We start from the raw sequence: 25,139 nt of genomic DNA on the forward strand, positions 1-25,139 counted from the left end.
CCTGGCAGGCGCTGTGAGGCTCGACGGACGAGTCCTGTACCAGCTGGACCCGGCGACGTTCTTCGACACCGACGGAGACGGCCTGGGCGATCTCGAAGGTGTGGTCCGTCGGCTCGACCACATCCGCGCACTCGGCGCGGACACGATCTGGCTGCAGCCGTTCTACGTCTCGCCGTACCGCGACGGAGGGTACGACGTCGTCGACCACCGAGACGTGTCCGCGCGGTTCGGCACGATGGCGGACTTCGAGCGTCTCGTGGAGCGCTGCCACACCCTCGACCTGCGGGTCATGGTCGAACTCGTCGTCCAGCACACGTCCGTCGATCACCCCTGGTTCCGGGCGGCGCGGGAGGACGCCGGTTCGCCGTACCACGACTACTACGTCTGGGCGACCGAGCCGCGCGAGGACCCGGCCGTGCGGGCGCCGATGTTCCCCGGTGTGGAGGACTCGATCTGGGCGTACGACGAACGGGCCGGGAAGTACTACCGTCACGCGTTCTACCGGCACGAGCCGGACCTGGACGTCGGGCATCCCGCGGTGCGCGAAGAGATCGCCGGGATCGTCCGGCACTGGATCGACCGTGGCGTGGACGGCTTCCGGGTGGACGCGGTCCCGTACATGGTGCGGCAGGCTGCGCTCACCGACGACCGGGACCGGGGCTACTGGTTCCTCACCGAACTGTGCGCCGCGGCCGACGGGGCGCCGCTGATCGGTGAGGTGGACGCACCGCCGGACGCGTACCGCGACTACTTCGGTGACGGCGACCGGCTGCACGCCGTACTGAACTTCTGGATGAACAACCTGCTGTTCCCCGCGATGGCGCGCTGCGACGCGGAGCCGGTGGTGCGGGCGCTGCGCCAGCAACCCGGGCCGCCGGACGGCTGCACCTACGTCAACTGGCTGCGCAACCACGACGAACTCGATCTGGAACGGCTGACCCAGGCCGAGCGGGAGGAGGTCGTGGCGGCGTTCGCGCCGGCCGAGGAGATGCAGGCCTTCGGACGCGGCATCCGCCGCCGGCTCGCACCGATGCTCGGTGACGAACGCCGGGTCGCGATGGCCCACGCGGTCCTGCAGTCGCTGCCAGGGGTCCCGGTGGTCCGGTACGGCGAGGAGATCGGGATGGGCGACGACCTCTCACTTCCCGACCGCGCCGCGGTCCGGACGCCGATGCAGTGGTCGGCCGGCACGAACGCCGGATTCAGCGGCGCCGCCGTCGTCGAGCCCGCACCGATCCTGCAGGGCGCGTACGCCGCCACCAAGGTGAACGTCGCCGACCAAGAACTGCAGCCCGGATCGCTGCTCAGCCGGGTTTCGCAACTCGTGCACCGTCGCCGCGAACTGGGCGAACTGCCGACCCGGCGCTGTGAGGCGATCACGTTCGAGTCGCGCGCTGTCCTCGGCCTGTTGCATCACCGCGACGAGGGCGCCGTACTGATGCTGGCGAATCTGTCCCCGGACGAGGTGGACGTGCGCCTCCGCTACGACGTGGCGGCCGATCTGCTCGCCGACGGCGCCTACGACCGGGCGACCCGTGACTCGGTGCGGCTCGCTGGGTACGGGTACCGCTGGCTGCGCCTGAGCGGGACCGAGTGAACGAGGTGATCCGATGAGCAAGCTGACCGAGACGGTGCGGTCGGAGGCGGACGAGTACCGTCAGGGGGCCGATCGGCCGCTGGGTGGTTACGCCGTGTTGATGATGCTGTTCAGCGGCGTCGCCGGCGTGGCCGGTGCGGCAGCGGCGCTGTGGGGCACGCGGAGCCGGCGGATCTCGCCGTACGACCTGCTGCTGATGACGGCGGCCACCCACAAGCTGGCGCGGCTGGTCACGAAGGACGCCGTCACGAGCCCGGTGCGGGCCCCGTTCACGCGCTACCGCGGAGAGGGCGGTCCGGGCGAGGTGATGGAGGAGGTACGCAAGGACAGCCAGTTCCGTCATGCGATCGGGGAATTGCTGACCTGCCCGTTCTGCCTGTCGATGTGGGTCGCGACCGCGTTCACGCTCGGATTGCTCTTCGCGCCCGGCGTCACCCGGGTGGTGGCGTCGACGTTCACCGCGGTGACCGGTGCCGACTATCTGCAGTTGCTGTATGCGCGGATGCAGCAGGCTGCGGAGGACAAGGCGTGAGGCATGATGGGTTCATGGCAGACCTGGAGCAGATCGGCGGGGACGACAGTCCCGTTGAGCTAGCCCCTGATCAGGCTTCGACGGCTGACCGGTTCGCGCAGCTCGCCCTCGAGTTGCACGACTCGGCCGGGGTGGCGGAAACCGTGGAGGCGGTCGTGCAGTTCGCGTTGCAGGCGCTGAACTGTTCCCATGCGGGCGTCGCCTTGGCGGTGCGCGGCCGGCCCGAGGTCCCGGCGACGACCGAGCCGATGGTGACCGAGATCTACGAGTGGCAGATGGCCGGTGGCGACGGGCCGCTGGTCGAGGTCATGCGCAGCCGCGAGACCCTGCTGATCAGGGACACCGCGACCGAGCAGCGGTGGCCGGACTGGTCGGCCAAGGTGCTGTCGCTCGGCGTTCGGAGCGTGCTCGACGTACCGCTGACCACATCGACCGGCACCGTCGGTGTGATGGGGCTGTACAGCATGGAGCCGGACGCGTTCAGCGTCGACGACGTGGCGATCGCGCACATCCTCGCCAGGCATGCCTCGGTCGCGGTCGCGACGGCCCGGAACGAGGCGACCATGGCGCAGGCCGTCGACGCCCGGAAACTGGTCGGCCAGGCGATGGGCATCCTGATGGAGCGGTACGGCGTGGACGGCGACCGCGCGTTCGCGATCCTCAAGCGCTACTCCCAGGACACCAACACCAAGCTCCGTGACGTCGCCCAGCAGTTGATCGACACCCGCCGTCTGCCGCGCTGAGTCGGCCGCCGGGGTTAGGAACCACGCCGGCGGGTACCGGACGATCAGTAATCGATCGTATGTTCGGAGGTGCCTGTCATGGACGTGCAACCTGTCCCGGAGAAGGACCCGCAGGAGTGGACCACTGGTGACGAGCCGATGACCGGGCCGCAGGCCTCCTACCTGGGCACGCTGGCGCAGGAGGCCGGGGTCGAGGTTCCGCAGAATCTCAGCAAGGCAGAGGCGTCGCAGTTGATCGACGAGTTGCAGCAGCGCACCGGCCGCGGTACCGGACAGTCAGGCTGAACGGAGTTCGCAATCCGGTTGATGCGGCCACAGGACTAGTGCGGTACGGGCGTAACTGGCAGACTCCGACGCGCCGGACTGTTGGGAAGTCAGCAGCCGAAGGGTGGTTCGGCCTGACTGGAGGAACGATGACAGTCGGTGGTGTGGATACGTATTACGACTACGACGAGAAGCAGTGGAAGAGCCGGCGACTCGGTGGGGGACCGGTACGGCGTGGGCCTGTCTGCCCGGCCCCGAGATCCCCGAGGTCGCACGACACCGGCCGCGCCGCCGAGCGCGACGCGGAGAACCGGGCCGAGGCGGTCGAACCGTAGTACTCAGGCGTGCTCACCGTCGAGGAGTCTGTGGAGTTCCTCGACGGCCTTGGTGATGTCGTCGTAGTCGTTCTGTGCGGCGCGGGACTCGGCGCTGATCACACCGCATCGATGGACGCGGCGGAAGTCGCCGTACGGGAACTTGTAGTGGCCCTTCGTCTCCTCGTCCATGTCGGTGTCGATGCCGAGGTACCACTGGCCGTACTCGCGCCAGCCGTGCTTGTCGAGGTATGCGTTCTCCTGGTCCGCGGTCGGCGCGTGCTCGCTCCAGTCGTCCCGCTCGTCCATCGCGGTCTGCCCTTTGCGGACGAGGTCCTTCGCGTGCTCGAACGCGGTCTTGTTCAGCTTCACGGTCATGGTCTGCGCAACCTCCTCGCTGTGTTCAGGCGCCGGGTGACGGTGTGTGCTCGACCGTGGTCTTGATGCCTTCCAGGGCACGGTTCAGTTCGTCGTCGATCGCCTGGCCGGCGGAGTGCTCGGTGTCCAGCCGGACGGTCAGCCGCGAGGTGCCGTCGGCAACGAAGTCGACGTCCAGTTCGCCGTGGTAGCCGTGTTCCCCGGGCGCGCCCCAGCGCAGCCTGCGGTTCTCCTCGACGACCTCGATCCAGGCCTCGCTGCGCACGGTCCGTTCGGACTGTCCGTCGGCGGGCACTTCGGCGGTCACCTCGACCTCTTCGTGCACCGGCTGGTGTGGTCGCCGTACCTCCATCCCCTGCGCTTCGTCCGGCTGTGGCCCGGTGCGGTGTACGTCGCTCAGCCGGGGCAGGTAGTCGGGCAGGTGCTCGAGGTCGGACAGGTAGTCGAAGAGGATGTTCGGCGCGACGTCCACGATCGTCGACGCTTCATGGTGTCCCATCTGCGGTCGCCCTCCTCAGTTCCGGATCCCGGTCCCGGTGCCCAGCCGCCCTGCCCGGAAACGGCGGGCGGTAATTCGGTGGCGGGGTGACGAGGGCGCTGGTAACGTCCTCGGCCTGTCTTTTCCGGTGGCTTCTTGCACTGCGTGAAGGATCGCAACGAACCGGATGTCTTTCCGGGGCGGGACCCTGTCGATTGCCGCCAGTCCGTTGATTCCGCTGACCACGAGTCGAGGCTCCCATGACGTCCGAACCTGCGATCGCCCCTGCCGAACTCGACGCCGAGCGTGCCTTCCTGACCGAGGCGCGGGCCGCACTGGCCAGGATGCACCGCGACGTCGAGATCCGCGAGGTCCCGATGATCGGCGGTGAGGACAACGACGAGCGCTTCACCAACGAGGCCAACGAGCGTGCGCACCGGGAGCGGACGCTGGCTCTGGTCGACATGCCCGACGTACCGCTGTTCTTCGGCCGGCTCGACTACGAGGCCGGGACCATCGACGAGCTCGACCGGATCTACATCGGTCGCCGGCACGTGCACGACGGCAACGGCGTGCCGCTGGTGATCGACTGGCGGGCGCCGGTGTCGGTGCCGTTCTACCGGGCGACCCGCAGCGACCGGCAACGCGTGCTGATGCGGCGCCGCTACGGCTTCTCCGACACCGCCGAGTTGACCGGCTTCGAGGACGAGCCGCTGGTCGGGTCCGCGGCCGCGGATCAGGCCGACGCGTTCCTGCGGGCCGAGATCGAACGCCCGCGCACCGGGCCGATGCGCGACATCGTCGCCACGATCCAGCCCGAACAGGACGACCTGGTCCGCGCACCGCTGCAGCCGACCGTCTGCGTTCAGGGTGCGCCCGGGACCGGTAAGACGGCCGTCGGCCTGCACCGGGTCGCGTACCTGCTCTACACCGAGCGCGAACGACTCAGCCGCGGTGGCGTCGTGATCGTCGGGCCGAACCGGTCGTTCCTCTCCTACATCCGCAAGGTCCTGCCCGCGCTCGGCGAGGTCGACGTACGCCAGATCACCATCGACGAACTGATCACCCTGCCCGCCCCCGCCTCGGACGAGCCGGAGGCCGCCCGGGTCAAGGGTGACGCCCGGATGGCCGCCGTACTGCAGCGGGCTCTGTGGTCGTACGTCGGTACGCCGGCCGACGGACTGCTTTACAGCAAGGGTTCCCAGCGGTACCGCGTGCACGACTACGAGCTCGTGGACATCGTCTCCGCGCTGCGCGGGTCGACCCGGTACGCCGCGGGGCGGAACGCGCTGGCGCAGCGGATCGCGCACGCCGTCCTGGTTCTGATGGAACGGCGTGGTGAGTCGCCGGACGACCGGGTCCAGAACGCCGTGGCCCGCTCGAAGCCGGTCAAGGAAGTGGTCGACTCGGTCTGGCCGCGCGTCACGCCGGAGCAGGTGCTGCACCGGCTCTTCTCTGACCCGGACTTCCTGGCCTCGTCGGCCGGCGACGAGCTGACGAAGGAAGAACAGGCCGCGTTGCTCTGGCCCAAGGCTCCGCGCTCGTGGAAGTCGGCGAAGTGGTCGGCGGCCGACGCGGTCCTGCTCGACGAGCTGGACGACCTGATCGAACGCCGGACCGGATCCCTCGGTCATCTCGTGCTGGACGAGGCACAGGACCTGTCCGCGATGCAGCTGCGTGCGCTGGGGCGGCGCTGCCGGACCGGCTCGGCGACGGTCCTCGGCGACCTGGCGCAGGCGACGACGCCGTGGGCCGCGGGTTCCTGGGATCGCGTGCTCGGCCACCTGGACAAGTCCGACGGTGTCGTGGCCGAACTGGACCGCGGATTCCGGGTGCCGGATCAGATCATCGACTTCGCGGCGAGGCTGTTGCCCGAGATCGCGCCCACCCTCAGTGTGCCGCGCGGGGTCCGGTCGGTGGCCGATGCGCTGAGCATCGTGGCGACGGACTCTCTGCCGGACGCGGTGGTCGCTTCGTGCCGGAACGCTCTGGCCGGTGAGGGTTCGGTTGCGGTGATCGCTGCCGACGACCAGGTCTCAGACCTGCGTGACGCACTCGCCGCCGCTGGTCTCGAGCCGGCTCTGCTCGGTGAGACCGAGGACGAGATGGACACCACCAGACTGGTGTGCGTCCCGGCCACGCTCGCCAAGGGCCTCGAGTTCGACGTGGTCGTGGTCGCGGAGCCGGCCCGCATCGTCGCTGCCGAACCCCGCGGCCTCCACCGCCTGTACGTCGTACTGACCCGAGCCGTCAGCCGCCTCCAGATCATCCACGAGAAACCGCTCCCGCCGGCACTGACCACCGCGTGATCAGTACGGCAGCGGCCCGATGCCCCCGCTCCGCGAGAAGGTGGAGAGATGACTGACGAGGACTGGAAAGTGGTCAGGACAGTGAACGGGCCGGGGGACTGGGCGTTGACCAACATCAGCGGGAAGCAGGCGCGGCGGGTGCAGGTCACGTTCGAAGGCGAGATCGGCGGTCGCCGCTGGACGGAGGGGATCACGCCCGCACGGGTCGCGACCCGGCCCGGTGAGATCGGTCCGTACGAGACGGTCACCGTCAACATCCCGGAGCCGAACACGGTCGACCGGGTCACCGTCGAGTGGGACGGGGTGTTCCGGCGAAAGACCTGGACGACCTCGGCCTAGGTGCACAGCGCTCGCGGTACTAACGGCGAGCTTTCCCGGCGGGCAGGCCGCGCATCCGGGCCTTCGGGGTGTGGAGTGCGATGAACGCGGCCGGCGGTGCGCTCGGCGTGCTCGCGGGCGGGCTGCTCACGCAGTACCTCGGCTGGCGATGGGTGATGTTCATCAGCGTTCCGATGGCTGCTGTCGCACTGGCCTTGGCTGTGCGCGGCATCGCCGCCGACCCGGCGACCACCCGCGACGGTCGACCCGATGTGGTGGGTGCTGTCCTCGCGACTGCCGGGATGACCTCGGCGGGTTGATGACGGCTGCCGGGTTCGCGTGGTTCAGCCAGATCAGCTCCGACGGCTCGTTCCTCACCGATGTTCTGGGACCGTCGATCGTCGCGAGCGTCGGCTTCGGGCTGTGCCTCGGACCGGTCGTCGCCACCGCCACCGTCGGTGTCGCTCCGCACGAGTCCGGTACGGCGTCCGGACTGCTCAACAGTTCACGTGAGCTCGGCGCCTCGGTCGGGCTCGCCGCCCTCGGTACCGCGGCCAACGAAGCGTCCCCACTCAACGACGGCTACGCGCTCGGCCTCGCGTTGTGCGCTGCTCTGCTGCTGGTCGCCGTACTCATCGCGCTCACCGTCTTACGCACGCCCTGAAAACTCAGATGTTTTTGTCGGTGGGGGTCGTTACGGTCAATTGAATGGTGACTCTGCTCCGGTATGCGCTTCGAGTCTCACCTGGTAGCACTGCTGTGACGATGGCTCTCGCCGTACTCGGTTCGGTGCTGGGTATGGCGGTCACTTTGCTGACCGGTCAGGTCGTCGGCGCCGTACCAGGTGTGATCGACGATGCCCCGGGCGCGATGTCGGCCGGCGGGTTCGGTTGGCTGCTCGCCGCGCTGCTGGTCGTGTTCGTCCTGCAGAGCCTGACGCCGGCGATCCATCAGGTGGCGTCGCAGATCATGGACGCCGCACTGGTCCGCGCGATCGGCACGGACATCACCGAGCCGTTGCTGCGTCCGCGCAGAGTCACGCACCTCGAGGACACCGAAGTGCTGGACGTCCAGGAGCGCGCGAAGGGCAAGAGCGGATTCCATCTCGCCGAAGGGCTGGGGAATCTACCCTGGCTGGTGGCGAGCCGGGTCACGCTGATCGGTTCCGGAGTCATCGTCGGGGTGATGTTCTCCTGGCCGGTCGCGGCGATGCTGGTCGCGGTGACCTTGCTCCTGGAGTGGTACGGCGGCCGCCTGATCGAGCGCGAGATCGACGTCTGGTGGGGCAACACCGAGGAGCAGCGGCGGGCGAGTTACCTGTTCGACCTCGGCATGCGCGATGCACCGAAGGAACTGAGGGTCTTCGGTCTGCACGGGTGGCTGGTCGACCGGTACGTCCGCGAATGGACCGCGGGCTTCCGCCCGGTCTGGGCGCGGCGCCGCCGGAACGTGAAGTGGACCGTCCTGGCCGGCGGCCTGCACCTGGCCGCGAACGGACTCGCGATCCTGCTCGCCGGCCGCGCCGCCCTCGGCGGTGACCTGCCGCTGACCGAGGTCGCCACCACGGTCCCGGCGATCCTGTCGATCGGCGTCTCGATGAACGGGTACGGCGTCGTCCAGGTGAAGCGCGGCCTGTCGGCGTACCGGGCGATGAAGGAACTGCCGGGCACGATCGCCGAGCGACATCCCGAGCCGGTCGCGGCGACCCGGCACCGGGTGGAGACGATGCCGGCCCGCGAGGTGCGATTCGAGAACGTCAGCTTCCGGTATCCCGGCTCCGACGTCGACGTGCTGCGCAACCTCGACCTCACGATCCACGCGCGCGAGGCGCTCGCGCTGGTCGGCGTCAACGGGGCCGGGAAGTCCACGCTGGTGAAGCTTCTCGGGGGCGCGTACAGACCGACCGAAGGGCGGATCACGGTCGACGGCGTCGATCTGGCCGACCTCGATCTGGCCGCCTGGCAACGCCGGATCGCCGCGATCGTGCAGGACTTCCTGCGGTTCCCGCTGTCCGTGACCGACAACGTGGTGTTCGGTGCGGTCGAGCGTGCCGACGACGAGGTCGCGCTAGCGAAGGTGGCCCGGGAGTCCGGGATCGACGGGGTGGTTCGTGGGCTGCCGGAGGGCTGGGACACCGTGCTGGACAAGACGTTCGACGGCGGTGTCGACCTGTCGGGCGGGGAGTGGCAGCGGATCGCGTTGGCCCGGGCGTTGTTCGCCGTACATGCCGGGGCCGGCGTGCTGGTGCTGGACGAACCGGCCGCGGCGCTGGACGTGCGGGCCGAGGCCGAGTTGGTCGAGCGCTATCTCGAGCTGACCTCCGGCGTGGCGTCGTTGATCATCTCGCACCGGTTCTCGGTGGTTCGCAACGCCGATCGCATCTGTGTGCTCGCCGACGGGCGGATCGTGGAGGACGGCACGCACGATCAGCTGCTCGCCGAGGGCGGAACCTATGCCGCCATGTTCAGGCTGCAGGCCGAAAGGTACGTGACCTCGACGGAGAGCCCGGAGGCCCTCGATGCGTAGTCTCCGGATTGCCTGGCTGTGGCTGGCCACGTCGTTCCGCGCCGCGCCGCTGCTGATGGCGATCTCGACCGTGCTCGTCGCAGCGCGGGCGATCACGGCACCGGCGCAGACGTACGGCGTGAGCCTGCTCGTCGAAGGGCTCGCGGACGACCGGTCGGACACGATCGCGCTCGGCATCGGCATCATCGTCGGCGGGCTGGCCGTGTCGTTCGTCGCCGACGCCATCGGCTGGCCGCTGCAGGACACGGCTCAGGAGCGCATGGCCGGCCGCGTGCACGCCGACCTGCTCGATGTCACGACCGGTATCCCCGGTCTGACGCACCACGAGCGGCCCGATATCGCCGACCGACTCGAGTTGGTCCGCGAACGCGCCTGGCGGATGGGAGTCGGCGCCGAGGTGCTGCTGTGGGCGTTCGCGACGGTCGCCAACACGGTGACCGTGCTCGGATTGCTGGGGTCCGTTCATCCACTGCTGTTGCTGCTGCCGTTGCTGGGTGCGACTCGGATCTGGTCGGCATACCTGAGCAGCGTGCGGTCGCACAAGGCCTACGAGGACTCGCTGCCCCAGGAGCGATTGGTCGACAAGCTGATCGAGGTGTCGAAGGACGCTCGGACGGGGCTCGAGGTGCGCGTGTTCGGGCTCGGGAGGGTGCTGCTCGACAAGATCTTCGCGCTGCAGACCGAACGATTCCGTCGCCGCGTCGCCGCGGCTCGCTGGGGCGGCAAGGTCGACGGGTCGGTGCGACTGGTGTTCGGGCTCGTGTACGCCCTGGCTGTCGTGTGGGTGATCACCCGGGCGCGGAACGGACAGCAGACGGCCGGTGACGTGGTGCTGGTGTTGTTGCTGGCGCCGCAGGTGGATCAGATGACCGGCGGGATCGCGCGCAACGTGTACTGGATCGGCGAGGTCGTGCGGAGCTTCAGCCGGTACGACTGGCTGCGGGAGTACGCGAAGGACAACGCGTGGCGGACAAGTGTGGACCCGGCGCCGGCGCGCCTCACGTCGGGCATCGAGTTGCGAAACGTCGGATTCGCCTACCCTGGCACGGATTCCGCCGTACTGTCCGACGTGAACCTGATGCTGCCAGCCGGCTCGGCGATCGCGCTGGTGGGGGAGAACGGTGCCGGCAAGACCACGCTGGTCAAGCTGCTGGCGCGGATGTACGACCCGACGAGCGGACGGATCCTGGTCGACGGGGTGGACCTGGCGACGATCTCGCCGGACTCCTGGCGGTCGCAACTGTCGGCCGGGTTCCAGGACTTCGTGAAGTTCGAGTGGACCGCGCGTGAGGTCGTGGCGGTGGGCGACGTACGACGGGAGTCCGACGAGGGCGCCGTACTCGCGGCCGTCGCGCGAGGTGACGCGGAGTCGGTAGTCGCCGGGCTGCCACGCGGGCTGGACACGCAGCTGGGCAGGAAGTTCACCGACGGGGTCGAGTTGTCCGGCGGCCAGTGGCAGCGGCTGGCGCTGGCGCGGGCGTTCATGCGCGAACGTCCGCTGCTGTTGCTGCTCGACGAGCCGACCGCGGCGCTGGATCCGGAGGCCGAGCACCGGTTGTACGAGCAGTACGCCGCGGCCGCCAGGATCGCGGCCGACGAGACCGGCGGTATCACCGTCCTGGTTTCCCACCGCTTCTCGACCGTGCGGATGGCTGACCTCATCGTCGTCATGCACCACGGGCGGGTCGAGGAGGTCGGCAGCCATGAGGAGCTCGTCGCGGCGGGTGGCCGCTACGCGGAGCTGTTCGAGTTGCAGGCCAGGGCTTACCGCTGATGCTCTAGGTTGGGACTGTGGCGAAGCAGTGGGCGTGGGTCGCGATCGGAGCCGTCGCCGTCGGCGGGGTGGCCGCGCAATGCGGCGACGACAAGCCCGATGCGGCGAACACACCGAGTGCGACCCCGACGGTGAAGCCTTCCGCCGTCAGCACGCCGACGGCGCCCAAGCCTTGGTACGAGGACTACGACCCGGCGAAGTTCGCCGTACAGGTGCGGAAGTACGCCACCCAGGCCGGTATCCGGCCGCAGTTGCTGATGGCAATCTTGTACAACGAGTCGTACAAGCCGCACGACCCCGAGCTGGAGCGCTCGTGGGCGAAGATCGACTCCGATCCGGCCTTCGGCATCGCGAACATGCATCGGCCCGCCTTCGACGACACCAAGCGCGGCCGCCCGTTCGCCGGACGGAGGTGGGAGGAACTTCCCGACGACCCGACGCTGGCGATCCAGGCCGCGGCCTGGCACCTGCACGACCTCGCGAAGCGGCTGCCCGACAAGCGCACCGGCAAGCTCACCGAGGACGAGTTACTTGCCTTGGGCTACAACGCCGGCGGAGGCAACATGCGGGCCTTCGCCCGGGGCGTGAAGCCCGGCCCGCAGGCGCAGTCCTACCTCGATCGCCTGCGGGAGAACTGGGACAGATCCGGGAAGGCGGTTCGGAAGTGAACCACCAGCACATGCACGTCGAGAACCCGCGATGGTACGAGCTCTCCTCCGTCATCGGGTTCGCGGGTCAACGGCGGCGGGTGTACGACGGTCTGGTGCGGCGGAGCGACGTACGCCCGGGAGACCGCGTGCTCGACGTCGGCTGCGGCACCGGCTATCTGAGCGGGCGGGTGGCTCGGGCGGTCGGGCCGGACGGCCGGGTCGAGGGGATCGATCCCTGCCCGGCGGTCGTCGCCTACGCCGCTGCTCATGCGCCGCCGAACGCGACATTCCGGGAGACCGGCGCCGAGCAGTTGCCGTACGACGACGCGCCGTACGACGCGGTGGTGTCCTGCCTGGCCGTCCACCACCTCCCGGCCGCGGATCGCGGCCGGGCCTTCGCCGAGATGTACCGGGTGCTCAAGCCCGGCGGTCGGCTACTGGTCGCGGATCTCCGTTCGCCGACCGGCAAGCTGTCGCGACTCGCGATCAACGTGTTGACCGGTCACGGCGCGGAGCACGTGGACCTGCGCCGGCTCGCGATCGAGGCGGGCTTCCACATCGTCGAGACCGGCGGCCACGGTCCCCTCCTTGCCTTCGTTCGCGCCCGGCGGCCTTCGGGATAGGGTTTTCCGCAACCACTGACACGAGAAGGGCAGCGCGGTGACCTCATCCCCTCGCACCACCACGCCGAAGCCGTTGCGGATCGGCATCACCGGGATCGCGATCGAGTCGAGTACGTTCTCGCCGCACCGGAGCACCCTGGACGACTTCCGGGTGACCCGGGGCGCGGACCTGCTGGCGCGGTACGACTTCCTGACGCCCGGCTCGGAGTTGACCGAGGGTGTCGAGTGGGTGCCGCTGCTGCACGCGGTGGCCGTCCCGGGTGGGCCGGTCACGGAGGAGACGTACGAGCAGCTGTCCAGTGAGATCTACGAGTTGCTGCGTACCGCGGGATCGCTGGACGGAGTGTTCGTCGACTTCCACGGCGCGATGAGCGTGCTCGGACGGACCGACATCGAGGCCGAGTTCGTCGGCGGGATCCGGGAGATCGTCGGTCCGGACGTGCTGTTGTCGGCTTCGATGGACCTGCACGGGAACGTGTCGCGCCCGCTTGCCGAGACGCTCGACCTGATCACGTGCTACCGCAAGGCGCCGCACACCGACGCATGGGACACCCGGGAACGCGCGGCGCGGAACCTGGTCGCGCGACTGCGGTCCGGTGGCCGGCCCGAGAAGGCGTGGGTGCAGGTGCCGGTGCTGCTGCCGGGCGAGAAGACGAGCACTCGGATCGAGCCGGCCAAGAGCATCTATGCGATGGTCGACGAGGTCGAGGCGATGGACGGCGTACTCGATGCGGCGATCTGGGTCGGATACGCGTGGGCGGACGAGCCGCGGTGTCAAGCGGCGGTCGTCGTGACCGGTGACGACTCCGACGTGATCACGGCGCAGGCCAAGCGGCTCGCGGAGGCGTATTGGGAGGCGCACGACAAGTTCGAGTTCGTCGCGCCGACCGGGCCGCTGCAGGAGTGTGTCGAGCGCGCGGTCGCGAGCACTGCGCGGCCGTTCTTCATCAGCGACTCCGGTGACAACCCGACCGCGGGCGGTGCAGGAGACACGTCGTGGACGCTGGACACGTTGCTGCGGACTCCGGCCATCACCGAGTCCGACTTGACGACGATCTACGCCGCGATCGTCGACCCTGAGGTGACCGCGACCGCGCAAGCCGCCGGCGTCGGCGCGACGGTCAGTGTCGAGGTCGGCGGCAAGATCGACTCCGGCCCCTGCGGTCCTGTGCCGCTCACCGCCCGGGTCACCGCGATCGATGCGGCGGAGGGGGCCGTCGTACTAGCTGTCGGTGGCCTGCACGTCATCGTCACCACCCGCCGCAAGCCGTACCACCTGGAGTCCGACTTCACCGCCCTCAACCTGTCACCCCGCGACGCCGACCTCGTCATCGTCAAGATCGGCTACCTCGAACCAGAGCTGTACGCGATGGCCGCCGACTGGCTCCTCGCCCTCACCCCCGGCGGCGTCAACCAGGACCTCCTCAGCCTCGGGCACCACAACATCGTCCGCCCGATGTATCCCTTCGACCCCACCATGCCCAGCCCAACCCTCACCCCCGAACTCTTGTAGCCGCCCAGCCGGGGAGGCTTGAACAGGTAATGGGATCTAGTTGCCTGCCCTGCGGCCCGGCGTGGTGTTGGGTCAGGGGGAGCGGAGGGCTTCGTAGTCGGCTGCGGTGAGGGGGTCGGTGGTGAGGGCGCCGTCGGCGAGCAGAGCCTCGACCGGGGCGCCGTCCCGCCAGAACGTCACCTCTTCGACGGTCCGCAGCGCGGTGACGGACAGGACGATTTGTCCGACCGCGAGGACATTCTCGGTCGCCGAGCGGCCGTCGGTCTCGCCGGAGAGTTGCAGCACGACGCGGGTGCTCTGGACTTCCACGACGCTCAGCGCGAGTCCAGGAGGCAGTGCAGACGTGATGCCGGCCGCCTGCTCGGTTCCGGTCGGCCCGGCCGTCAATGCCTGGATCACACCGTCCAGGAGGTCGGGGCCGGTCACCTCTCGTGTCACGGGGACGAGCCGGTCGTTGCGGACGAAGTTCACCTGCACGTCGGCGCTCGCGGCAGAAGGCGCGGCAGTCGGTACGCCGGGGGACTGCAACCGCGACGGAATCGCCTGAGGTTCAATCGGCACCGGCTCATCCTGCAACGGCACCCCACACCCCACCACCACGAGCACACCGACCACCACCCCGACCAACACCCTCCCGAGACCGCCTCCCCCCGCCGCACGACGGATTGCACATGTACGCCGACCGACGCCGGCCAGCGCTCTCACCAGGACACCTCGGGCCGCCGTACTGCGAACTCCGCCCCCACCAGCACGTGTACGCCGACCGACGCCGGCCAGCGCTCTCACCAGAACGCCTCGGGTCGCCGTACGACGAACTCCGCACGCACCAGCACGTGTATGCCGACTGACGCCGGCCAGCGCTCTCACCAGGACGCCTGGGGCCGCCGTACGACGGATTGCGCACCCACCGGCACGTGTATGCCGAATGCCGTCGGCCAAGGCTCTCACTAGGGCGCCTCCGGTCGCCGTACGACGAACTCCGCCGGCACCGGCACGTGTACGGCGACTGACGCCAGCCAGCGCTCTCACCAGGACACCTCGGGCCGCCGTACTGCGAACTCCGCCCCCGCCGGCACGTGTACGGCGAATGCCGTCGGCCAGCGCTCTCACCAGGACGCCTGGGGCCGCCGTACGACGGATTGCGCACCCACCGGCACGTGTATGCCGAATGCCGTCGGCCAAGGCTCTCACTAGGGCGCCTCCGGTCGCCGTACGAGGAACCCCGCCCGCACCAGCACGTGTACGCCGACTGACGCCGGCCGGCGCTTTCACCAGGGCGCCTCGGGGCGGCGTACGACGAACTCCGCCGGCACCGGCACGTGTACGGCGACTGCAGCCGGCTAGCGCTCTCACCAGGACGCCTCGGGGCGCCGTACGACGGACTCCGCCCCCACCGGCACGTGTACGCCGACTGACGCCGGCCAGCGCTTCACCAGGACGCCTCGGGGCGCCGTACGACGGACTCCGCCCCCACCGGCACGTGTACGGCAACTGACGCCGGCCAGCGCTCTCACCAGGACACCTCGGGCCGCCGTACGACGAAACTCCGCACCCACCGGCACGTGTACGGGGGCGGGTGGAGCGGTGCGCGGGCTCATGGGGTTGCCTTGGGGAGGCGGAGGACGAATTGGGCGCCGCCGGTGGGGGAGGTGGAGCACCAGACGGCGCCGCCGTGGGCGGCGGCTGTTTCGGCGACCAAGGCGAGCCCGAGTCCGGTGCCTGAGGACGAGCCGCGTTTGGTGGCTCCGGTGGCGAACCGCTCGAACACCCGCTCGCGGTCGTGCGGCGGAATCCCGGGGCCGGAGTCGTTGACCAGCACCAGCACGTCCGATCCGGATCGGGTGATTTCCACGCCGGTGAGTCCGCCGCCGTGGGTTTCCGCGTTCTCGAACAGGTTGCGGAACATCCGCCCGAGCCGTGTCTTGTCAGCCAGTACGGCGACATCCTCCGCGCCGCTCAGGATCGACGGATCGCGGCCGACCTCACCCAGCACCTGCCGGATCAGTGACCCGAGCTCGAGTCTGGAACTCGGCCGCCGATCCAGCCCGCCGTCGGACCGAGCCAACTCCAGCAGATCGTCCAACAGCCGCCGGAATCGTTGCAGGTCAGCCGTCACGAGGTCGAGCGCTCGTCGGGATCGCTCCGGCAGCTCGTCGCGACGAGCGTTGAGCAGGTCGACGCTGCCGACGAGGGTGGTCAAGGGGGAGCGGAGCTCGTGACTGACGTCGGCGGCCAGGCGGGCATCGCGGTTGATCCGCTGCTGGAGCGTGTCGACCATGCTGTTGAACGAGCCCACGATCGTCGCGAGCTCAGGGTCGTCCGTCGCCGGCAGCCGGGTGTCGAGGTCGCCACCCGCGATCGACGCGGCCGTGACGGCGACGCGGTTGAGCGGCGTGACGACCGACCTGCTGGCCCAGGCACCGAGAGCGGCGCCGGCCGCGGTGGCGAGCAACGCGCCGCCGATCAGAATCCCGCTGAGCAACCGAAGGTTCCCGTCGAGTTCGGTCAGCGGTGCGATCTCGTAGAACTCGGCCTCCACCGCCGGAACCGGTACGCCGACGACCAACGCCGGCCCGTCGCTCGACCGGAACCGTTGCCCGGCGGCCCGCCCGTCCGCGACCTGCTCCCGCACCCCGGCCGGTACGGCGTCCCGCCCTTCGTCGAGCGCGGACGCGTACCACTGGCCCCGCCACTTCAGGATGATCGTGTGACCGGCCGGCGTCCCCGCGGCGGTCAGTACGGCGGAGACGTCGGCACCGGAACTCCGCAACCGGCGCTGGACGAACGCGGCGTCCTCGAACGTCTGGTGCTGGACGACACGTTCGCGCTGAGCCAGCAGATAGCCGCGGGCCAGCAGATACGTGCTGACGGCGAACACCGCCGACACCAGCAGCGCGACCAGGCTGAACGCCAGCACCAGCCGGTGCCGCAGGCCGAGGGTACGGGCGCCGACCTTCATCGCGGGTCCAGCCGGTAGCCCATCCCTCGCACGGTCATGACGAGTTGCGGCCGGCCGGGATCGCGCTCGATCTTGGTGCGCAACCGCCTGATGTGCACGTCGACGATCCGCTCGTCGCCGTAGTACCCGTGCTCCCACACCGACGCCAGCAATGCGGGACGGCTGAGCACGCGGCCCGGCGGCTTCGCCAGTTCGGCCAGCAGGCGGTACTCGGTGACGGTCAGGTTGACGTCCTGGCCGTCGAGCATCACCGTGCCGCGCGAGGTGGACAGCACCAGGCTGCGCTGCGGGTCGGAGTCCAGCACGATGTCGGGTTCGGCGGCGTCGGCGCTGGTGCGCAGGCGCCGGCGCAGCGCCCGCAGCCGGGCGGTGATCTCCTTGATCTGGAAGGGTTTGGTGACGTAATCGTCGGCACCGGCCTCGAGGCCGGCGACGATGTCGTGGGTGTCGGAGCGGGCGCTGACGACCACGATCGGGATGTCGCTGAGCCGGCGTACCTCGCGGATGCAGGTGTACCCGTCGACCTCGCCGAGCATCAGGTCCACCATCATCAGGTCCGGCATCGCGGCGCGGACCTGTTCGAGTGCCGAGGGGGTGTCGGCCGCCTCGGCGACCCGGTACCCCTCGTCCTCGAGGGCGAGGCGCAGTACCTCCCGGATTCGATCGTCGTCCTCCACGACCAAGACCTGCATCGGCATCATCACATCCTGACAATCCGGCCGCGGTCTGTGACCGCCTGGGGCGGCATGTCATCCGATCGTAAAGTCAGCAGCGGCGACCGGACGGCCGCCGGCGGTGTCGTCATCCGATCGTCAAGAAGGGGTACGGCGGATCTCAAACTCCAGGCCGGAGAGTGGTGTCACCAGCCCGTACCGTCCACGGAAGGGGCGCTCGAATGAGCGACACCACCCACAGTCCGCTTCCGCAGAAGGCCATCGTGACGCTGTCCGACAGCGACCTGGACGGCGGCCTGCCGGCGCTGCGCTGGCAATTGCGCGAACTGGTGATGGAGGGTGCCTGCCTGGTGGTCGTCGACGTGTCGGAGATCGGGCAGATCTCGTCGACGCTGCTGGCCGCGCTGCTGGACACACACCGGGTGTGCCGCCGACGCGGTGGCGGTGTGGTGATCCGGCACGCCAACCGCAAGATGACCGACGTACTGCGCCGGACCGGACTCGACCAGGTCTTCGAGGTCGAGGCGGCGTGACACAACGGTGGGGGAAGTGTGACGAGTGGTCGAGGCGGGCGGCGGTGAACCAGACCGGACACGACGAGTGGCGGGAGTACGTCGACGTGACGGTCGTCGAGTTCGCGACGCATACGGCGTACCTGGACCCGCGCACCGGGACGGGCTACCTCGTCACGCCTGCTCCGGACCACGACATCCCAGCCCCGGGAGGCGGCCTGTCGCTGCACACCGCCGACTGGCACCGCGCGCGGAGCCACCTCGAGGAAGAGGGCTGGCAACTCCTGTACGACGACGAGGGCAAGATCGAGCGCGCAGGACTCACCGCCGACGGCCGCACCGTGGTGTGCCTCTTCGGCCCACCGACCGCCGACCAGCCGAGCTTGGAGGCACTCCGCCGAGCACTGATCGCCCTGGACGTGGCTGCCGACATCGTTCCCAGCACCCGGCACCCGGCCGAGTGACGGGGATCACAGCGGTAGCGGCGCGGGCGCTTCCGTCTGGGAGGTCTGCGGAAAGACCGGTGAGCGCGGGCCGAACCATGCGTCGAGTACGGCGTCGTCGCCGAGCGCCCCGAACTGCGCGGGAGCACGCTCCAGCAACCGGAGCAACGCAAGCAGGCGCTGCGTCGTGTCGCACATCATCTGGGCCTCCGACAGGCCGAACTGAACCGTCGGCGCTGCTGCTCGGAACACCGATGTCTACCCCCCACATCGACAAACCCCGGCCTGCCGTTACAAATACCCCGACCCGGCCCGGGTTCAGTCAGCGATCCACGGCCGGAGTTTCTCCGGGTTGCGGACCGCCCAGATGTGCTTGATGCGGTCGCCGTCGATGTCGAACGCCATCACCGTGACGGTGACGCCGTTCTCCTGGATGACGAGGCCAGGCTGGCCGTTCACGGTGCGTTCGAGCAGGGTCAGGCCGGTGCCGCGGTCCGCCAGGGCGGCGAAGTAGCGAGCCACCCGCTCACCGCCGGCGACCGGGTGGAGCTCGGCGCTGACCACGCCGCCTCCGTCGCCGATGGCCACGGCCTCCGGATCGAGCAGGTTGATCAGGGCCTGGATGTCCTTGGCCTGCCAGGCCTGCTTGAAGTCCCGGACGACGCCGGCGGTCTGCGCCGTAGGCGTCGGCTGCGACCGGGACGCGGCGAGCCGGCGCCGGGCCGACGTCGCGAGCTGGCGGCAGGCGGCGGGGGAGCGGCCGACGATCTCGGCGACCTCCGGGAACGGGTACCGGAAGACGTCGTGCAGGATGAACGCGACCCGCTCGGCCGGTGTCATCGACTCGAGGACGACCAGGAACGCCATGTTCACCGACTCGTCCAGCGTGACCCGGTCGGCGGGGTCGGCCGGGTCGCCGGCCGACCGCCACTCGGCGCCGTCGGGCAGCGGCTCTGGGATCCATTCGCCGACGTACCTCTCGCGGCGGGCCCGGGCGGACCCGAGCAGGTCGAGGCAGATCCGGCTGGCCACCTTGGTGAGCCAGCCGCCGGGGGACTCGATCGCCTCCTGCTCCGCCCGCGACATCGCGTACCACCGGGTGTAGGTCTCCTGGACCACGTCCTCCGCGTCGGCGAGCGAACCGAGCATCCGGTAAGCGAGGTTGATCAGCTGCCGCCGCTCGCTCATGATCGCGGTCAGGCCCGGATCGAGCCGGTCGTCTCGTGATCCGGTCATGGTGTCCACGGTTCCCTTCGTCGGCGCTCCCGTTCACCAGTACGACGAAACGCCGTACCGAACTGTGAGGTCCTCACAGTAGGGGCGGCTGTTTCGTCGTACCGATCATGACCACACACCACGCAACCGACGAGCAGGACATCCGGCAGCGCGTCGGGATTCTGGTCGCCGCGGTGCAGGCGAAGGACCTCGACACCGTGAAGACGATCTACGCCCCCGACCTGGTGTCGTTCGACATCGTGCCCCCGTTGCACCATCGCGGTGCGGAGGCGAAGTGGAACAACTGGGTCGACGTGTTCACGACGTACCAGGACATCCAGTACGAGAGCCGCGATCTCGAGGTGATCGTCGACGGTGACCTCGGTGTCGTCCGCAACCTGTACCGGATCCGCGGCACGACGGCCAACGGGACCACGAACGAGTACTGGCTCCGGTGGACCGCGTGCTTCCGGCGGATCGACGGCACCTGGCTGGTCGCCCACGACCACGTCTCGGTGCCGACCGACTTCGCGACCGGCCGTTCGATCCTGGACCTCGAGCCCTGATGGAGAACACCGCTGTGGAACCTGTGAACGTTGCCGTCATCTATTACAGCGCGACCGGGACCGTGCACACGCTGGCGCGGGCCGTGGCGGAAGGCGCCGAGAAGGCCGGCGCCACGGTGCGGCTGCGCAAGGTCCGCGAGCTCGCACCGGAGACGGCGATCGCCGGCAATCCGGACTGGGAACAGCACCTCCGTGACACCGCGGACGTGCCCGAGGCCACGCTCGACGACCTGGCGTGGGCCGATGCGGTGCTGTTCGGTACGCCGACCCGCTTCGGTACGCCGGCCGGTCAGCTGAAGTCGTTCATCGACTCGACGGGTCCGCTGTGGCAGCAGGGCCGGCTGGTCGACAAGGTGTACTCCGCGTTCACCGCCAGCGGTACGGCGCACGGCGGCCAGGAGTCGACCATTCTTGCCCTGAGCAACGTCTTCTACCACTGGGGCGGCATCATCGTGCCACCCGGCTACGCCGACCCGATCCAGTACCAGTCCGGCAACCCCTACGGCACCTCCCACGTCTCCGGCCAGGGCGCCCCGGGTGACGTGGCCCTCGAATCCGCCCGCTTCCAAGGCCGCCGAGTCGTGGACGCGGCGCAAGCCATCAAACGAGGACGCGCCGCGTAGAACGGTTGAAGGAGGCAACTAGCCGGTGAGAGGCGATCAAGCCCTCACCGGCGCAGGGTTGCCGAGGCGAGTGCCCCTTCGCCACCTGGCCAGGATCCGCTGAGGATCGCGCCCGGGAGGGCTGGGGTGGTGTCCAGGCGGCGTACCAGCGTCAGTTCGACGGTGTCCGTGACGATGACGGCCGGGTCTGTGTCGGTGACCTTCTGGATCGCCCCTGGGTCGGGCTTGGTGCTGTCCGAGACGTTGCTCGAGATGGACATGTCGAGTTCGCGGGGTTCCAGGCGGTCGTCGATCTGGGTGAACTGCTCGGCCTGTCCGGTGTTCGCGAGGATCGACTCGGCAAGTGCGGCGACGTACACCGGGTCGCCGATGCCGTCGTAGATCCAGCGCTTACCGAGAACCGAGTGGTCGGCGGTCCCCAACAGGTACTCGTCCGCTCCGGTGAGCGGCGCCTCACGGTAGGTGAGCGGCACCTGGTACGCCGGCCCGTCGCCGACGCGGATCAGCATGGTCTCGAGCCCGACGGCGCCGGCCGGGTCGTCGAAGCGGTACGCCGCCACGCGCTCGATCTCACCCGTCGGCCCGTCGTACCAGCCGCGGCTGGGCAGCCAGTCGGTCAGGAGTTCGAGCTTGGTCGGCCGGAGGGTCGCCTTGTGGATGAGTGCCATGCGCGCATCGTAGGCAACGTGGCACTCACTCCTCGAAGTGACGGTGCTCCCGGACTTCCCGGTGCGTGGTGTGCGAGCGCTGGCTGATCATGAACAGCGCGATCACCAGGCCCAGCGCACCGGCACCCATCAGGATGTAACCGACCGCGGTCAGGTCGACACCGGACAACCGGTCCGACACCGCGAACGCCAGAATCCCACCGACGGCGAGCAGAAACACGGACACACCGATACCCACGACGAACTCCTCACGCTCATCCCCGTCGACTGCGTGCACTCAACGGGTACCCGGGCCGTCAACCCACAAACCCGACCTGGGTGCCGGCGGTACCCGCCACGACCGCGGTGGTGTCGTCCAGTGAGCCGATGGCGGCCCGCCCTCCGGTGGACTCCACGAAGTGCCGGGCGGCGGTGATCTTCGGCCCCATCGAGCCGGGCGGAAGGTTGAGGGAGGCAATCGTCCGCGGGTCGACCTGCCCCAGCGGCCGCTGTGCCGGCGCGCCGTAGTCGAGGTAGACAGCGGATACGTCGGTCAGCATGACGAGCAGGTCCGCACGGAGCTCGATCGCGATCAGTGCGGCCGTCGCATCCTTGTCGACCACCGCCTCGACACCTCTCAACCCGGTCGGACCTTCGACGACGGGTACCCCGCCTCCGCCGGCCAGGATGACCGTCACGCCGTTCCGCAGGAGGAGCTCGGCGGCATCCAGCTCGAGGACCCGCTGGGGTGCGGGCGAAGGGACGACACGTCGCCACTCGGTGCCGTCCTGACGCACCGACCACCCGGAGGAGAGGGCCAGCTCGCGGGCACGTTCCTCCGGGTAGCTCGATCCGACGTACTTGGTCGGGACGTTGAAGGCCGGGTCATGCGCGTCGACGACGGTCTGGGTCACCAGCGTGACGGCTCGGCGGCCGAGTCCGGCGTTGGTCAGCGCCTGCTGGACCCAGTAACCGATCACACCCTGCGTCTCGGCGACGAGGTCGCTGAGTGGATAAGGCTTCGACAGGCTCGTGTCGGTGAAGCTTTCGAGCGCCAGCAGCCCCACCTGCGGGCCGTTGCCGTGCACGATGACGACTTCGTTCTCCTCGGCGACCTTGGCCAGTCCCGGGGCGGCCGCGGCCAGGTGGGCGATCTGGACGTCGGCATCGGGGCGCTCCCCGCGCCGAAGCAACGCGTTCCCCCCGAGCGCGATCACGATCCGCATGCTTCAGGGTGCCACGGAAGCCCTCAGTTCAGCCGGAAGGGCTGGATCACCTCGGTGCGCCAGCACTGCGTCCGGTTCGGCGGATCGTGGTAGACCTCCCACGCATCGCCGGCGGGCGCTCCGCGCTCGGCCTTCAGCCAGTCGTCCAGCGCCCGGTACGCGTCGCCCAGCTGCTCGTAGGTGCCGACGTGCCACGCGACCACGACGTGCCCGCCGGGGAGGCTGGACGGCACGATCTGGTGGTCGCCGCTGATCCGCACCGCCACCGGGAAGCCGGCCTCGACCTCGAAGAGCCCGTCGGACCGGACGTGGTACCGGGCGAAAGGGAACCCGCAGGGCGGGATCCGGTGACGGCGCAGGTATTCGGCGACGACGTCGAACGCCGTACGGAACCAGGCTCGGACCTCGTCGCGGTGCAGCGTCGCACGCAGCACGGCGGTCGGTTGCTCGTGCACAGTGCGCGATTCGGGATGGTCGGTGCGCACGTCTCCTCCCTAGGGTCACTGCTCAGATTACGATCGCCGAAGGCTCCGCGTCAGTCCAGCGAGCGCGCAGTTCGACCACAGTTCCGCTGGGCTGGTTGCAGTCCAGCCGGACCGTGGGGCTGTCATTCTTGCGGAATGGGCGAACAGGTGGGGCGGCTCTCGTACCTGGACTGGTTGCGGGTGCTGGCGGTGTTCGGGGTGTTCGTGTTCCACACGCTGCGACCGTTCGACGACGCGGACTGGCACGTGAAGAACGCGGAGCGGAGTGAGGCGATCTCGATCGGGATCGCGTTCCTCGGACTGTGGGGACTGGCGTTCTTCTTCCTGTTGTCCGGAGCCGGCGCGTGGTTGGCGTTGCGGTGGCGGACCGCGGGCGGGTTCGTGAAGGAACGGCTGCTGCGGTTGCTGCTGCCGTTCGCGATCGCGTACGTGCTGCTGTCGCCGCCGCAGTACTTCCTGGAGGAGCACCACAAGGGCCGGTCGGACGCGTCCTTCCTCGGTGACGTGCGGACGTTCTTCAGCGACCTGGGTGGTGACGCGCCGCTGTGGTTACGCGACACCTACCACCTGTGGTTCCTGGTGTATCTGCTGCAGTTCGCGCTGCTCGGTCTGCCGATCTTCGTGTGGTTGCGCGGATCGAGCGGCCGGCGGCTGGTCGACTGGATCGTGCGGCGCTGCACGCCCCGGGGGTCGATCCTGGGGCTCGCCGTACCGCTGGTGCCGGTGCATCTCCTGCTGCTGGCCGCCCCGGGTCCGGACCACGGCTGGGGCGAGTTCGTGTTCTTCTTCGACTTCTTCGTCGTCGGGTTCCTGGTGCTTTCGGACGGTCGACTGATCGCGGCGGTCCGACGGGACGCCGTACCCGGCCTGCTTCTCGGCATCGGTGCGTTCGTCACCGGCATCGTCACCGGGATCATCGACTTCCTCGAGGGCTGGTGGGAGGACCCCGGCTACTCCTGGCCGTACGTCTGGTACTCGATGCTGATCACGTTCGCCGTCTGGGGCTGGCTGGTCGCCGTACTGGGTGGCGGCATGCGCCTGCGTGCGTTCGGGCGACCGCTACCGATACCGCTCGCCCGCGCCGCGATGCCGTTCTTCCTGGTTCATCAGCCGATCATCCTGCTGATCGCGTACTACGTCGTCGACTGGGACGCCGGCCTGGGTGCGAAGTACGCCGTACTGGTGCTTGCAGCCTTCCTGGTATCAGCGGGACTGGCCTGGCTGCTGTCGATTCTCCCGGGCGTCTCGGTCCTCGTCGGTGTCAAGCGTCCGCGGGTGCCAGTCGAGCAGCGGCCGGACCGATCGAAGGAAGAGTGACTCGGGGAGCAGGCGGACCGCGTTCGCGGCCGGCTCCGACGAGCACCGCGCTGCGCTCGGACAACCGCCACCTCCCAGGCAGAAGCTAGAGTGCGAGACATGCATTCGTCGATCGAAGACTTCGAGATGCCGAACGACGAGCAGGTGCACCTGGCCGCCGAGTCCTTCCGGCTGCTCTCCGACCCGACCCGCATCAAGGTGTTGTGGGCGCTGCTGCAGGGGGAGTCGTCGGTCGCGTGCCTGGCCGAGCTGGCCGGCGCCGCCCCCGCCGCGGTCAGCCAGCATCTGGCCAAGCTGCGGCTGGCCGGGCTGGTGAAAGGCCGGCGCGAGGGCACGTTCGTGTACTACTCGGCGGCCGACCATCACGTGAAGCGGCTGCTCGACCAGGCCCTCTTCCACGCCGACCACCTCGACCGGGACCTGCCCAGCGCCCACACCCACTCGGCCTGAGCG

Annotated in this window: 32 protein-coding genes; 20 read left to right on the top strand and 12 right to left on the bottom strand. The window is 69.3% G+C overall.

The window, feature by feature from the left end:
- Positions 1-13 precede the first annotated feature (13 nt).
- The 5 genes from ACYVOK_RS08750 to ACYVOK_RS08770 all read left to right on the top strand — a co-directional run bounded on the left by ACYVOK_RS08750 (position 14) and on the right by ACYVOK_RS08770 (position 3,471).
- Positions 14-1,597 carry an alpha-amylase family protein gene (locus tag ACYVOK_RS08750; RefSeq protein WP_460661767.1) on the top strand — a complete coding sequence of 528 codons (1,584 nt, stop codon included), beginning with the start codon at positions 14-16 and terminating at the stop codon, positions 1,595-1,597.
- 13 nt (positions 1,598-1,610) lie between these two features.
- Entirely contained in the window at positions 1,611-2,129 is a 519-nt protein-coding gene (locus tag ACYVOK_RS08755; protein ID WP_460661768.1) for a DUF1360 domain-containing protein, read from the top strand.
- A 14-nt stretch (positions 2,130-2,143) separates the two neighbouring features.
- Positions 2,144-2,872: a GAF and ANTAR domain-containing protein gene (locus tag ACYVOK_RS08760; RefSeq protein ID WP_460661769.1), complete on the top strand. Its 729-nt coding sequence runs from the start codon at positions 2,144-2,146 to the stop codon at positions 2,870-2,872.
- Between the two features lie 78 nt (positions 2,873-2,950).
- Entirely contained in the window at positions 2,951-3,157 is a 207-nt protein-coding gene (locus ACYVOK_RS08765; protein WP_460661770.1) for a DUF3072 domain-containing protein, read from the top strand.
- A gap of 143 nt (positions 3,158-3,300) precedes the next feature.
- Positions 3,301-3,471, top strand: coding sequence for a hypothetical protein (locus ACYVOK_RS08770; RefSeq protein ID WP_460661771.1), 171 nt, complete (start codon positions 3,301-3,303; stop codon positions 3,469-3,471).
- A 3-nt stretch (positions 3,472-3,474) separates the two neighbouring features.
- Here the strand turns inward: ACYVOK_RS08770 and ACYVOK_RS08775 are convergent, their stop codons facing one another.
- Together ACYVOK_RS08775 and ACYVOK_RS08780 are read right to left on the bottom strand one after the other, a co-directional pair.
- Complete coding sequence (locus ACYVOK_RS08775) at positions 3,475-3,828, bottom strand: hypothetical protein (RefSeq protein ID WP_460661772.1); 354 nt, start codon at positions 3,826-3,828, stop codon at positions 3,475-3,477.
- Between the two features lie 25 nt (positions 3,829-3,853).
- Positions 3,854-4,327: an SRPBCC family protein gene (locus ACYVOK_RS08780; protein ID WP_460661773.1), complete on the bottom strand. Its 474-nt coding sequence runs from the start codon at positions 4,325-4,327 to the stop codon at positions 3,854-3,856.
- Positions 4,328-4,566: 239 nt separating this feature from the next.
- Here ACYVOK_RS08780 and ACYVOK_RS08785 point away from each other — a divergent pair, with 239 nt between their 5' ends.
- The 9 genes from ACYVOK_RS08785 to ACYVOK_RS08825 all read left to right on the top strand — a co-directional run bounded on the left by ACYVOK_RS08785 (position 4,567) and on the right by ACYVOK_RS08825 (position 14,019).
- Complete coding sequence (locus ACYVOK_RS08785; RefSeq protein WP_460661774.1) at positions 4,567-6,615, top strand: HelD family protein; 2,049 nt, start codon at positions 4,567-4,569, stop codon at positions 6,613-6,615.
- A gap of 48 nt (positions 6,616-6,663) precedes the next feature.
- Complete coding sequence (locus tag ACYVOK_RS08790; protein ID WP_460661775.1) at positions 6,664-6,954, top strand: hypothetical protein; 291 nt, start codon at positions 6,664-6,666, stop codon at positions 6,952-6,954.
- Between the two features lie 80 nt (positions 6,955-7,034).
- Positions 7,035-7,253 (top strand): hypothetical protein, encoded by a 219-nt coding sequence (locus tag ACYVOK_RS08795; protein WP_460661776.1) that lies wholly within the window; start codon positions 7,035-7,037, stop codon positions 7,251-7,253.
- On the top strand, positions 7,253-7,597 hold the full coding sequence (locus tag ACYVOK_RS08800; protein WP_460661777.1) for a hypothetical protein: 345 nt from the start codon (positions 7,253-7,255) through the stop codon (positions 7,595-7,597). The genes ACYVOK_RS08795 and ACYVOK_RS08800 overlap by 1 nt, the downstream gene beginning before the upstream one ends.
- Before the next feature lie 44 nt (positions 7,598-7,641).
- Positions 7,642-9,459, top strand: a complete 1,818-nt coding sequence (locus ACYVOK_RS08805) for an ABC transporter ATP-binding protein (RefSeq protein WP_460661778.1) — start codon at positions 7,642-7,644, stop codon at positions 9,457-9,459.
- Positions 9,452-11,233, top strand: a complete 1,782-nt coding sequence (locus ACYVOK_RS08810) for an ABC transporter ATP-binding protein (protein ID WP_460661779.1) — start codon at positions 9,452-9,454, stop codon at positions 11,231-11,233. Before ACYVOK_RS08805 ends, ACYVOK_RS08810 begins: the two co-directional genes overlap by 8 nt.
- A gap of 17 nt (positions 11,234-11,250) precedes the next feature.
- Entirely contained in the window at positions 11,251-11,901 is a 651-nt protein-coding gene (locus ACYVOK_RS08815; protein WP_460661780.1) for a transglycosylase SLT domain-containing protein, read from the top strand.
- Positions 11,898-12,506, top strand: coding sequence for a class I SAM-dependent methyltransferase (locus ACYVOK_RS08820; protein WP_460661781.1), 609 nt, complete (start codon positions 11,898-11,900; stop codon positions 12,504-12,506). The genes ACYVOK_RS08815 and ACYVOK_RS08820 overlap by 4 nt, the downstream gene beginning before the upstream one ends.
- Before the next feature lie 37 nt (positions 12,507-12,543).
- Complete coding sequence (locus ACYVOK_RS08825; RefSeq protein WP_460661782.1) at positions 12,544-14,019, top strand: M81 family metallopeptidase; 1,476 nt, start codon at positions 12,544-12,546, stop codon at positions 14,017-14,019.
- 72 nt (positions 14,020-14,091) lie between these two features.
- Here the strand turns inward: ACYVOK_RS08825 and ACYVOK_RS08830 are convergent, their stop codons facing one another.
- From ACYVOK_RS08830 to ACYVOK_RS08845, 4 genes are all read right to left on the bottom strand, one after another.
- Entirely contained in the window at positions 14,092-14,580 is a 489-nt protein-coding gene (locus ACYVOK_RS08830; RefSeq protein ID WP_460661783.1) for a GerMN domain-containing protein, read from the bottom strand.
- Between the two features lie 788 nt (positions 14,581-15,368).
- Positions 15,369-15,533 (bottom strand): hypothetical protein, encoded by a 165-nt coding sequence (locus ACYVOK_RS08835; protein ID WP_460661784.1) that lies wholly within the window; start codon positions 15,531-15,533, stop codon positions 15,369-15,371.
- Between the two features lie 80 nt (positions 15,534-15,613).
- The gene (locus ACYVOK_RS08840) at positions 15,614-16,978 is read right to left on the bottom strand and encodes a HAMP domain-containing sensor histidine kinase (protein WP_460661785.1); all 1,365 of its coding nucleotides are present in this window, start codon (positions 16,976-16,978) and stop codon (positions 15,614-15,616) included.
- Positions 16,975-17,676, bottom strand: a complete 702-nt coding sequence (locus ACYVOK_RS08845) for a response regulator (protein WP_460661786.1) — start codon at positions 17,674-17,676, stop codon at positions 16,975-16,977. The genes ACYVOK_RS08840 and ACYVOK_RS08845 overlap by 4 nt, the downstream gene beginning before the upstream one ends.
- Positions 17,677-17,873: 197 nt before the next feature.
- Here ACYVOK_RS08845 and ACYVOK_RS08850 point away from each other — a divergent pair, with 197 nt between their 5' ends.
- The gene (locus ACYVOK_RS08850; protein WP_460661787.1) at positions 17,874-18,185 is read left to right on the top strand and encodes an STAS domain-containing protein; all 312 of its coding nucleotides are present in this window, start codon (positions 17,874-17,876) and stop codon (positions 18,183-18,185) included.
- A gap of 44 nt (positions 18,186-18,229) precedes the next feature.
- On the top strand, positions 18,230-18,628 hold the full coding sequence (locus ACYVOK_RS08855) for a hypothetical protein (RefSeq protein ID WP_460661788.1): 399 nt from the start codon (positions 18,230-18,232) through the stop codon (positions 18,626-18,628).
- Positions 18,629-18,634: 6 nt separating this feature from the next.
- Here the strand turns inward: ACYVOK_RS08855 and ACYVOK_RS08860 are convergent, their stop codons facing one another.
- Together ACYVOK_RS08860 and sigJ are read right to left on the bottom strand one after the other, a co-directional pair.
- A complete protein-coding gene (locus tag ACYVOK_RS08860) occupies positions 18,635-18,859 on the bottom strand; it encodes a hypothetical protein (protein ID WP_460661789.1) in 225 nt (74 codons plus the stop codon).
- A gap of 66 nt (positions 18,860-18,925) precedes the next feature.
- Entirely contained in the window at positions 18,926-19,843 is a 918-nt protein-coding gene (sigJ, locus tag ACYVOK_RS08865) for an RNA polymerase sigma factor SigJ (protein ID WP_460661790.1), read from the bottom strand.
- Between the two features lie 107 nt (positions 19,844-19,950).
- Between sigJ and ACYVOK_RS08870 the strand changes: the two genes are divergently transcribed.
- Both ACYVOK_RS08870 and wrbA read left to right on the top strand, forming a co-directional pair.
- Positions 19,951-20,388 carry a YybH family protein gene (locus tag ACYVOK_RS08870; protein WP_460661791.1) on the top strand — a complete coding sequence of 146 codons (438 nt, stop codon included), beginning with the start codon at positions 19,951-19,953 and terminating at the stop codon, positions 20,386-20,388.
- Between the two features lie 14 nt (positions 20,389-20,402).
- A complete protein-coding gene (gene wrbA / locus ACYVOK_RS08875; RefSeq protein WP_460661792.1) occupies positions 20,403-21,011 on the top strand; it encodes an NAD(P)H:quinone oxidoreductase in 609 nt (202 codons plus the stop codon).
- A 44-nt stretch (positions 21,012-21,055) separates the two neighbouring features.
- On the opposite strand, the gene ACYVOK_RS08880 is transcribed toward wrbA, so the two are convergent.
- The 4 genes from ACYVOK_RS08880 to ACYVOK_RS08895 are packed head-to-tail and all read right to left on the bottom strand — an operon-like array spanning position 21,056 to position 23,369.
- Entirely contained in the window at positions 21,056-21,679 is a 624-nt protein-coding gene (locus tag ACYVOK_RS08880; RefSeq protein WP_460661793.1) for a CG0192-related protein, read from the bottom strand.
- A gap of 25 nt (positions 21,680-21,704) precedes the next feature.
- Positions 21,705-21,917, bottom strand: a complete 213-nt coding sequence (locus ACYVOK_RS08885; protein ID WP_460661794.1) for a DUF6458 family protein — start codon at positions 21,915-21,917, stop codon at positions 21,705-21,707.
- A gap of 58 nt (positions 21,918-21,975) precedes the next feature.
- Entirely contained in the window at positions 21,976-22,884 is a 909-nt protein-coding gene (locus ACYVOK_RS08890; protein ID WP_460661795.1) for a carbamate kinase, read from the bottom strand.
- Between the two features lie 23 nt (positions 22,885-22,907).
- On the bottom strand, positions 22,908-23,369 hold the full coding sequence (locus ACYVOK_RS08895; protein ID WP_460661796.1) for a GyrI-like domain-containing protein: 462 nt from the start codon (positions 23,367-23,369) through the stop codon (positions 22,908-22,910).
- A 135-nt stretch (positions 23,370-23,504) separates the two neighbouring features.
- Between ACYVOK_RS08895 and ACYVOK_RS08900 the strand changes: the two genes are divergently transcribed.
- Entirely contained in the window at positions 23,505-24,686 is a 1,182-nt protein-coding gene (locus ACYVOK_RS08900) for an acyltransferase family protein (protein ID WP_460661797.1), read from the top strand.
- Positions 24,687-24,785: 99 nt separating this feature from the next.
- A complete protein-coding gene (locus ACYVOK_RS08905) occupies positions 24,786-25,136 on the top strand; it encodes an ArsR/SmtB family transcription factor (protein ID WP_460661798.1) in 351 nt (116 codons plus the stop codon).
- Positions 25,137-25,139: the final 3 nt, after the last annotated feature.

The organism is Kribbella swartbergensis, assembly GCF_054784135.1.

Bases quoted from the DNA above. Each gene is read 5' to 3' on its own strand.
- ACYVOK_RS08850 (WP_460661787.1), top strand. From the start codon at position 17,874: ATGAGCGACACCACCCACAGTCCGCTTCCGCAGAAGGCCATCGTGACG.
- ACYVOK_RS08760 (WP_460661769.1), top strand. From the start codon at position 2,144: ATGGCAGACCTGGAGCAGATCGGCGGGGACGACAGTCCCGTTGAGCTA.
- ACYVOK_RS08845 (WP_460661786.1), bottom strand. From the start codon at position 17,676: ATGCCGATGCAGGTCTTGGTCGTGGAGGACGACGATCGAATCCGGGAG.
- ACYVOK_RS08905 (WP_460661798.1), top strand. From the start codon at position 24,786: ATGCATTCGTCGATCGAAGACTTCGAGATGCCGAACGACGAGCAGGTG.
- ACYVOK_RS08880 (WP_460661793.1), bottom strand. From the start codon at position 21,679: ATGGCACTCATCCACAAGGCGACCCTCCGGCCGACCAAGCTCGAACTC.
- ACYVOK_RS08785 (WP_460661774.1), top strand. From the start codon at position 4,567: ATGACGTCCGAACCTGCGATCGCCCCTGCCGAACTCGACGCCGAGCGT.
- ACYVOK_RS08765 (WP_460661770.1), top strand. From the start codon at position 2,951: ATGGACGTGCAACCTGTCCCGGAGAAGGACCCGCAGGAGTGGACCACT.
- ACYVOK_RS08890 (WP_460661795.1), bottom strand. From the start codon at position 22,884: ATGCGGATCGTGATCGCGCTCGGGGGGAACGCGTTGCTTCGGCGCGGG.
- ACYVOK_RS08755 (WP_460661768.1), top strand. From the start codon at position 1,611: ATGAGCAAGCTGACCGAGACGGTGCGGTCGGAGGCGGACGAGTACCGT.
- sigJ (WP_460661790.1), bottom strand. From the start codon at position 19,843: ATGACCGGATCACGAGACGACCGGCTCGATCCGGGCCTGACCGCGATC.
- ACYVOK_RS08780 (WP_460661773.1), bottom strand. From the start codon at position 4,327: ATGGGACACCATGAAGCGTCGACGATCGTGGACGTCGCGCCGAACATC.
- ACYVOK_RS08775 (WP_460661772.1), bottom strand. From the start codon at position 3,828: ATGACCGTGAAGCTGAACAAGACCGCGTTCGAGCACGCGAAGGACCTC.
- ACYVOK_RS08900 (WP_460661797.1), top strand. From the start codon at position 23,505: ATGGGCGAACAGGTGGGGCGGCTCTCGTACCTGGACTGGTTGCGGGTG.
- ACYVOK_RS08800 (WP_460661777.1), top strand. From the start codon at position 7,253: ATGACGGCTGCCGGGTTCGCGTGGTTCAGCCAGATCAGCTCCGACGGC.
- ACYVOK_RS08805 (WP_460661778.1), top strand. From the start codon at position 7,642: ATGGTGACTCTGCTCCGGTATGCGCTTCGAGTCTCACCTGGTAGCACT.
- ACYVOK_RS08795 (WP_460661776.1), top strand. From the start codon at position 7,035: ATGAACGCGGCCGGCGGTGCGCTCGGCGTGCTCGCGGGCGGGCTGCTC.
- ACYVOK_RS08790 (WP_460661775.1), top strand. From the start codon at position 6,664: ATGACTGACGAGGACTGGAAAGTGGTCAGGACAGTGAACGGGCCGGGG.
- ACYVOK_RS08810 (WP_460661779.1), top strand. From the start codon at position 9,452: ATGCGTAGTCTCCGGATTGCCTGGCTGTGGCTGGCCACGTCGTTCCGC.
- ACYVOK_RS08840 (WP_460661785.1), bottom strand. From the start codon at position 16,978: ATGAAGGTCGGCGCCCGTACCCTCGGCCTGCGGCACCGGCTGGTGCTG.
- ACYVOK_RS08870 (WP_460661791.1), top strand. From the start codon at position 19,951: ATGACCACACACCACGCAACCGACGAGCAGGACATCCGGCAGCGCGTC.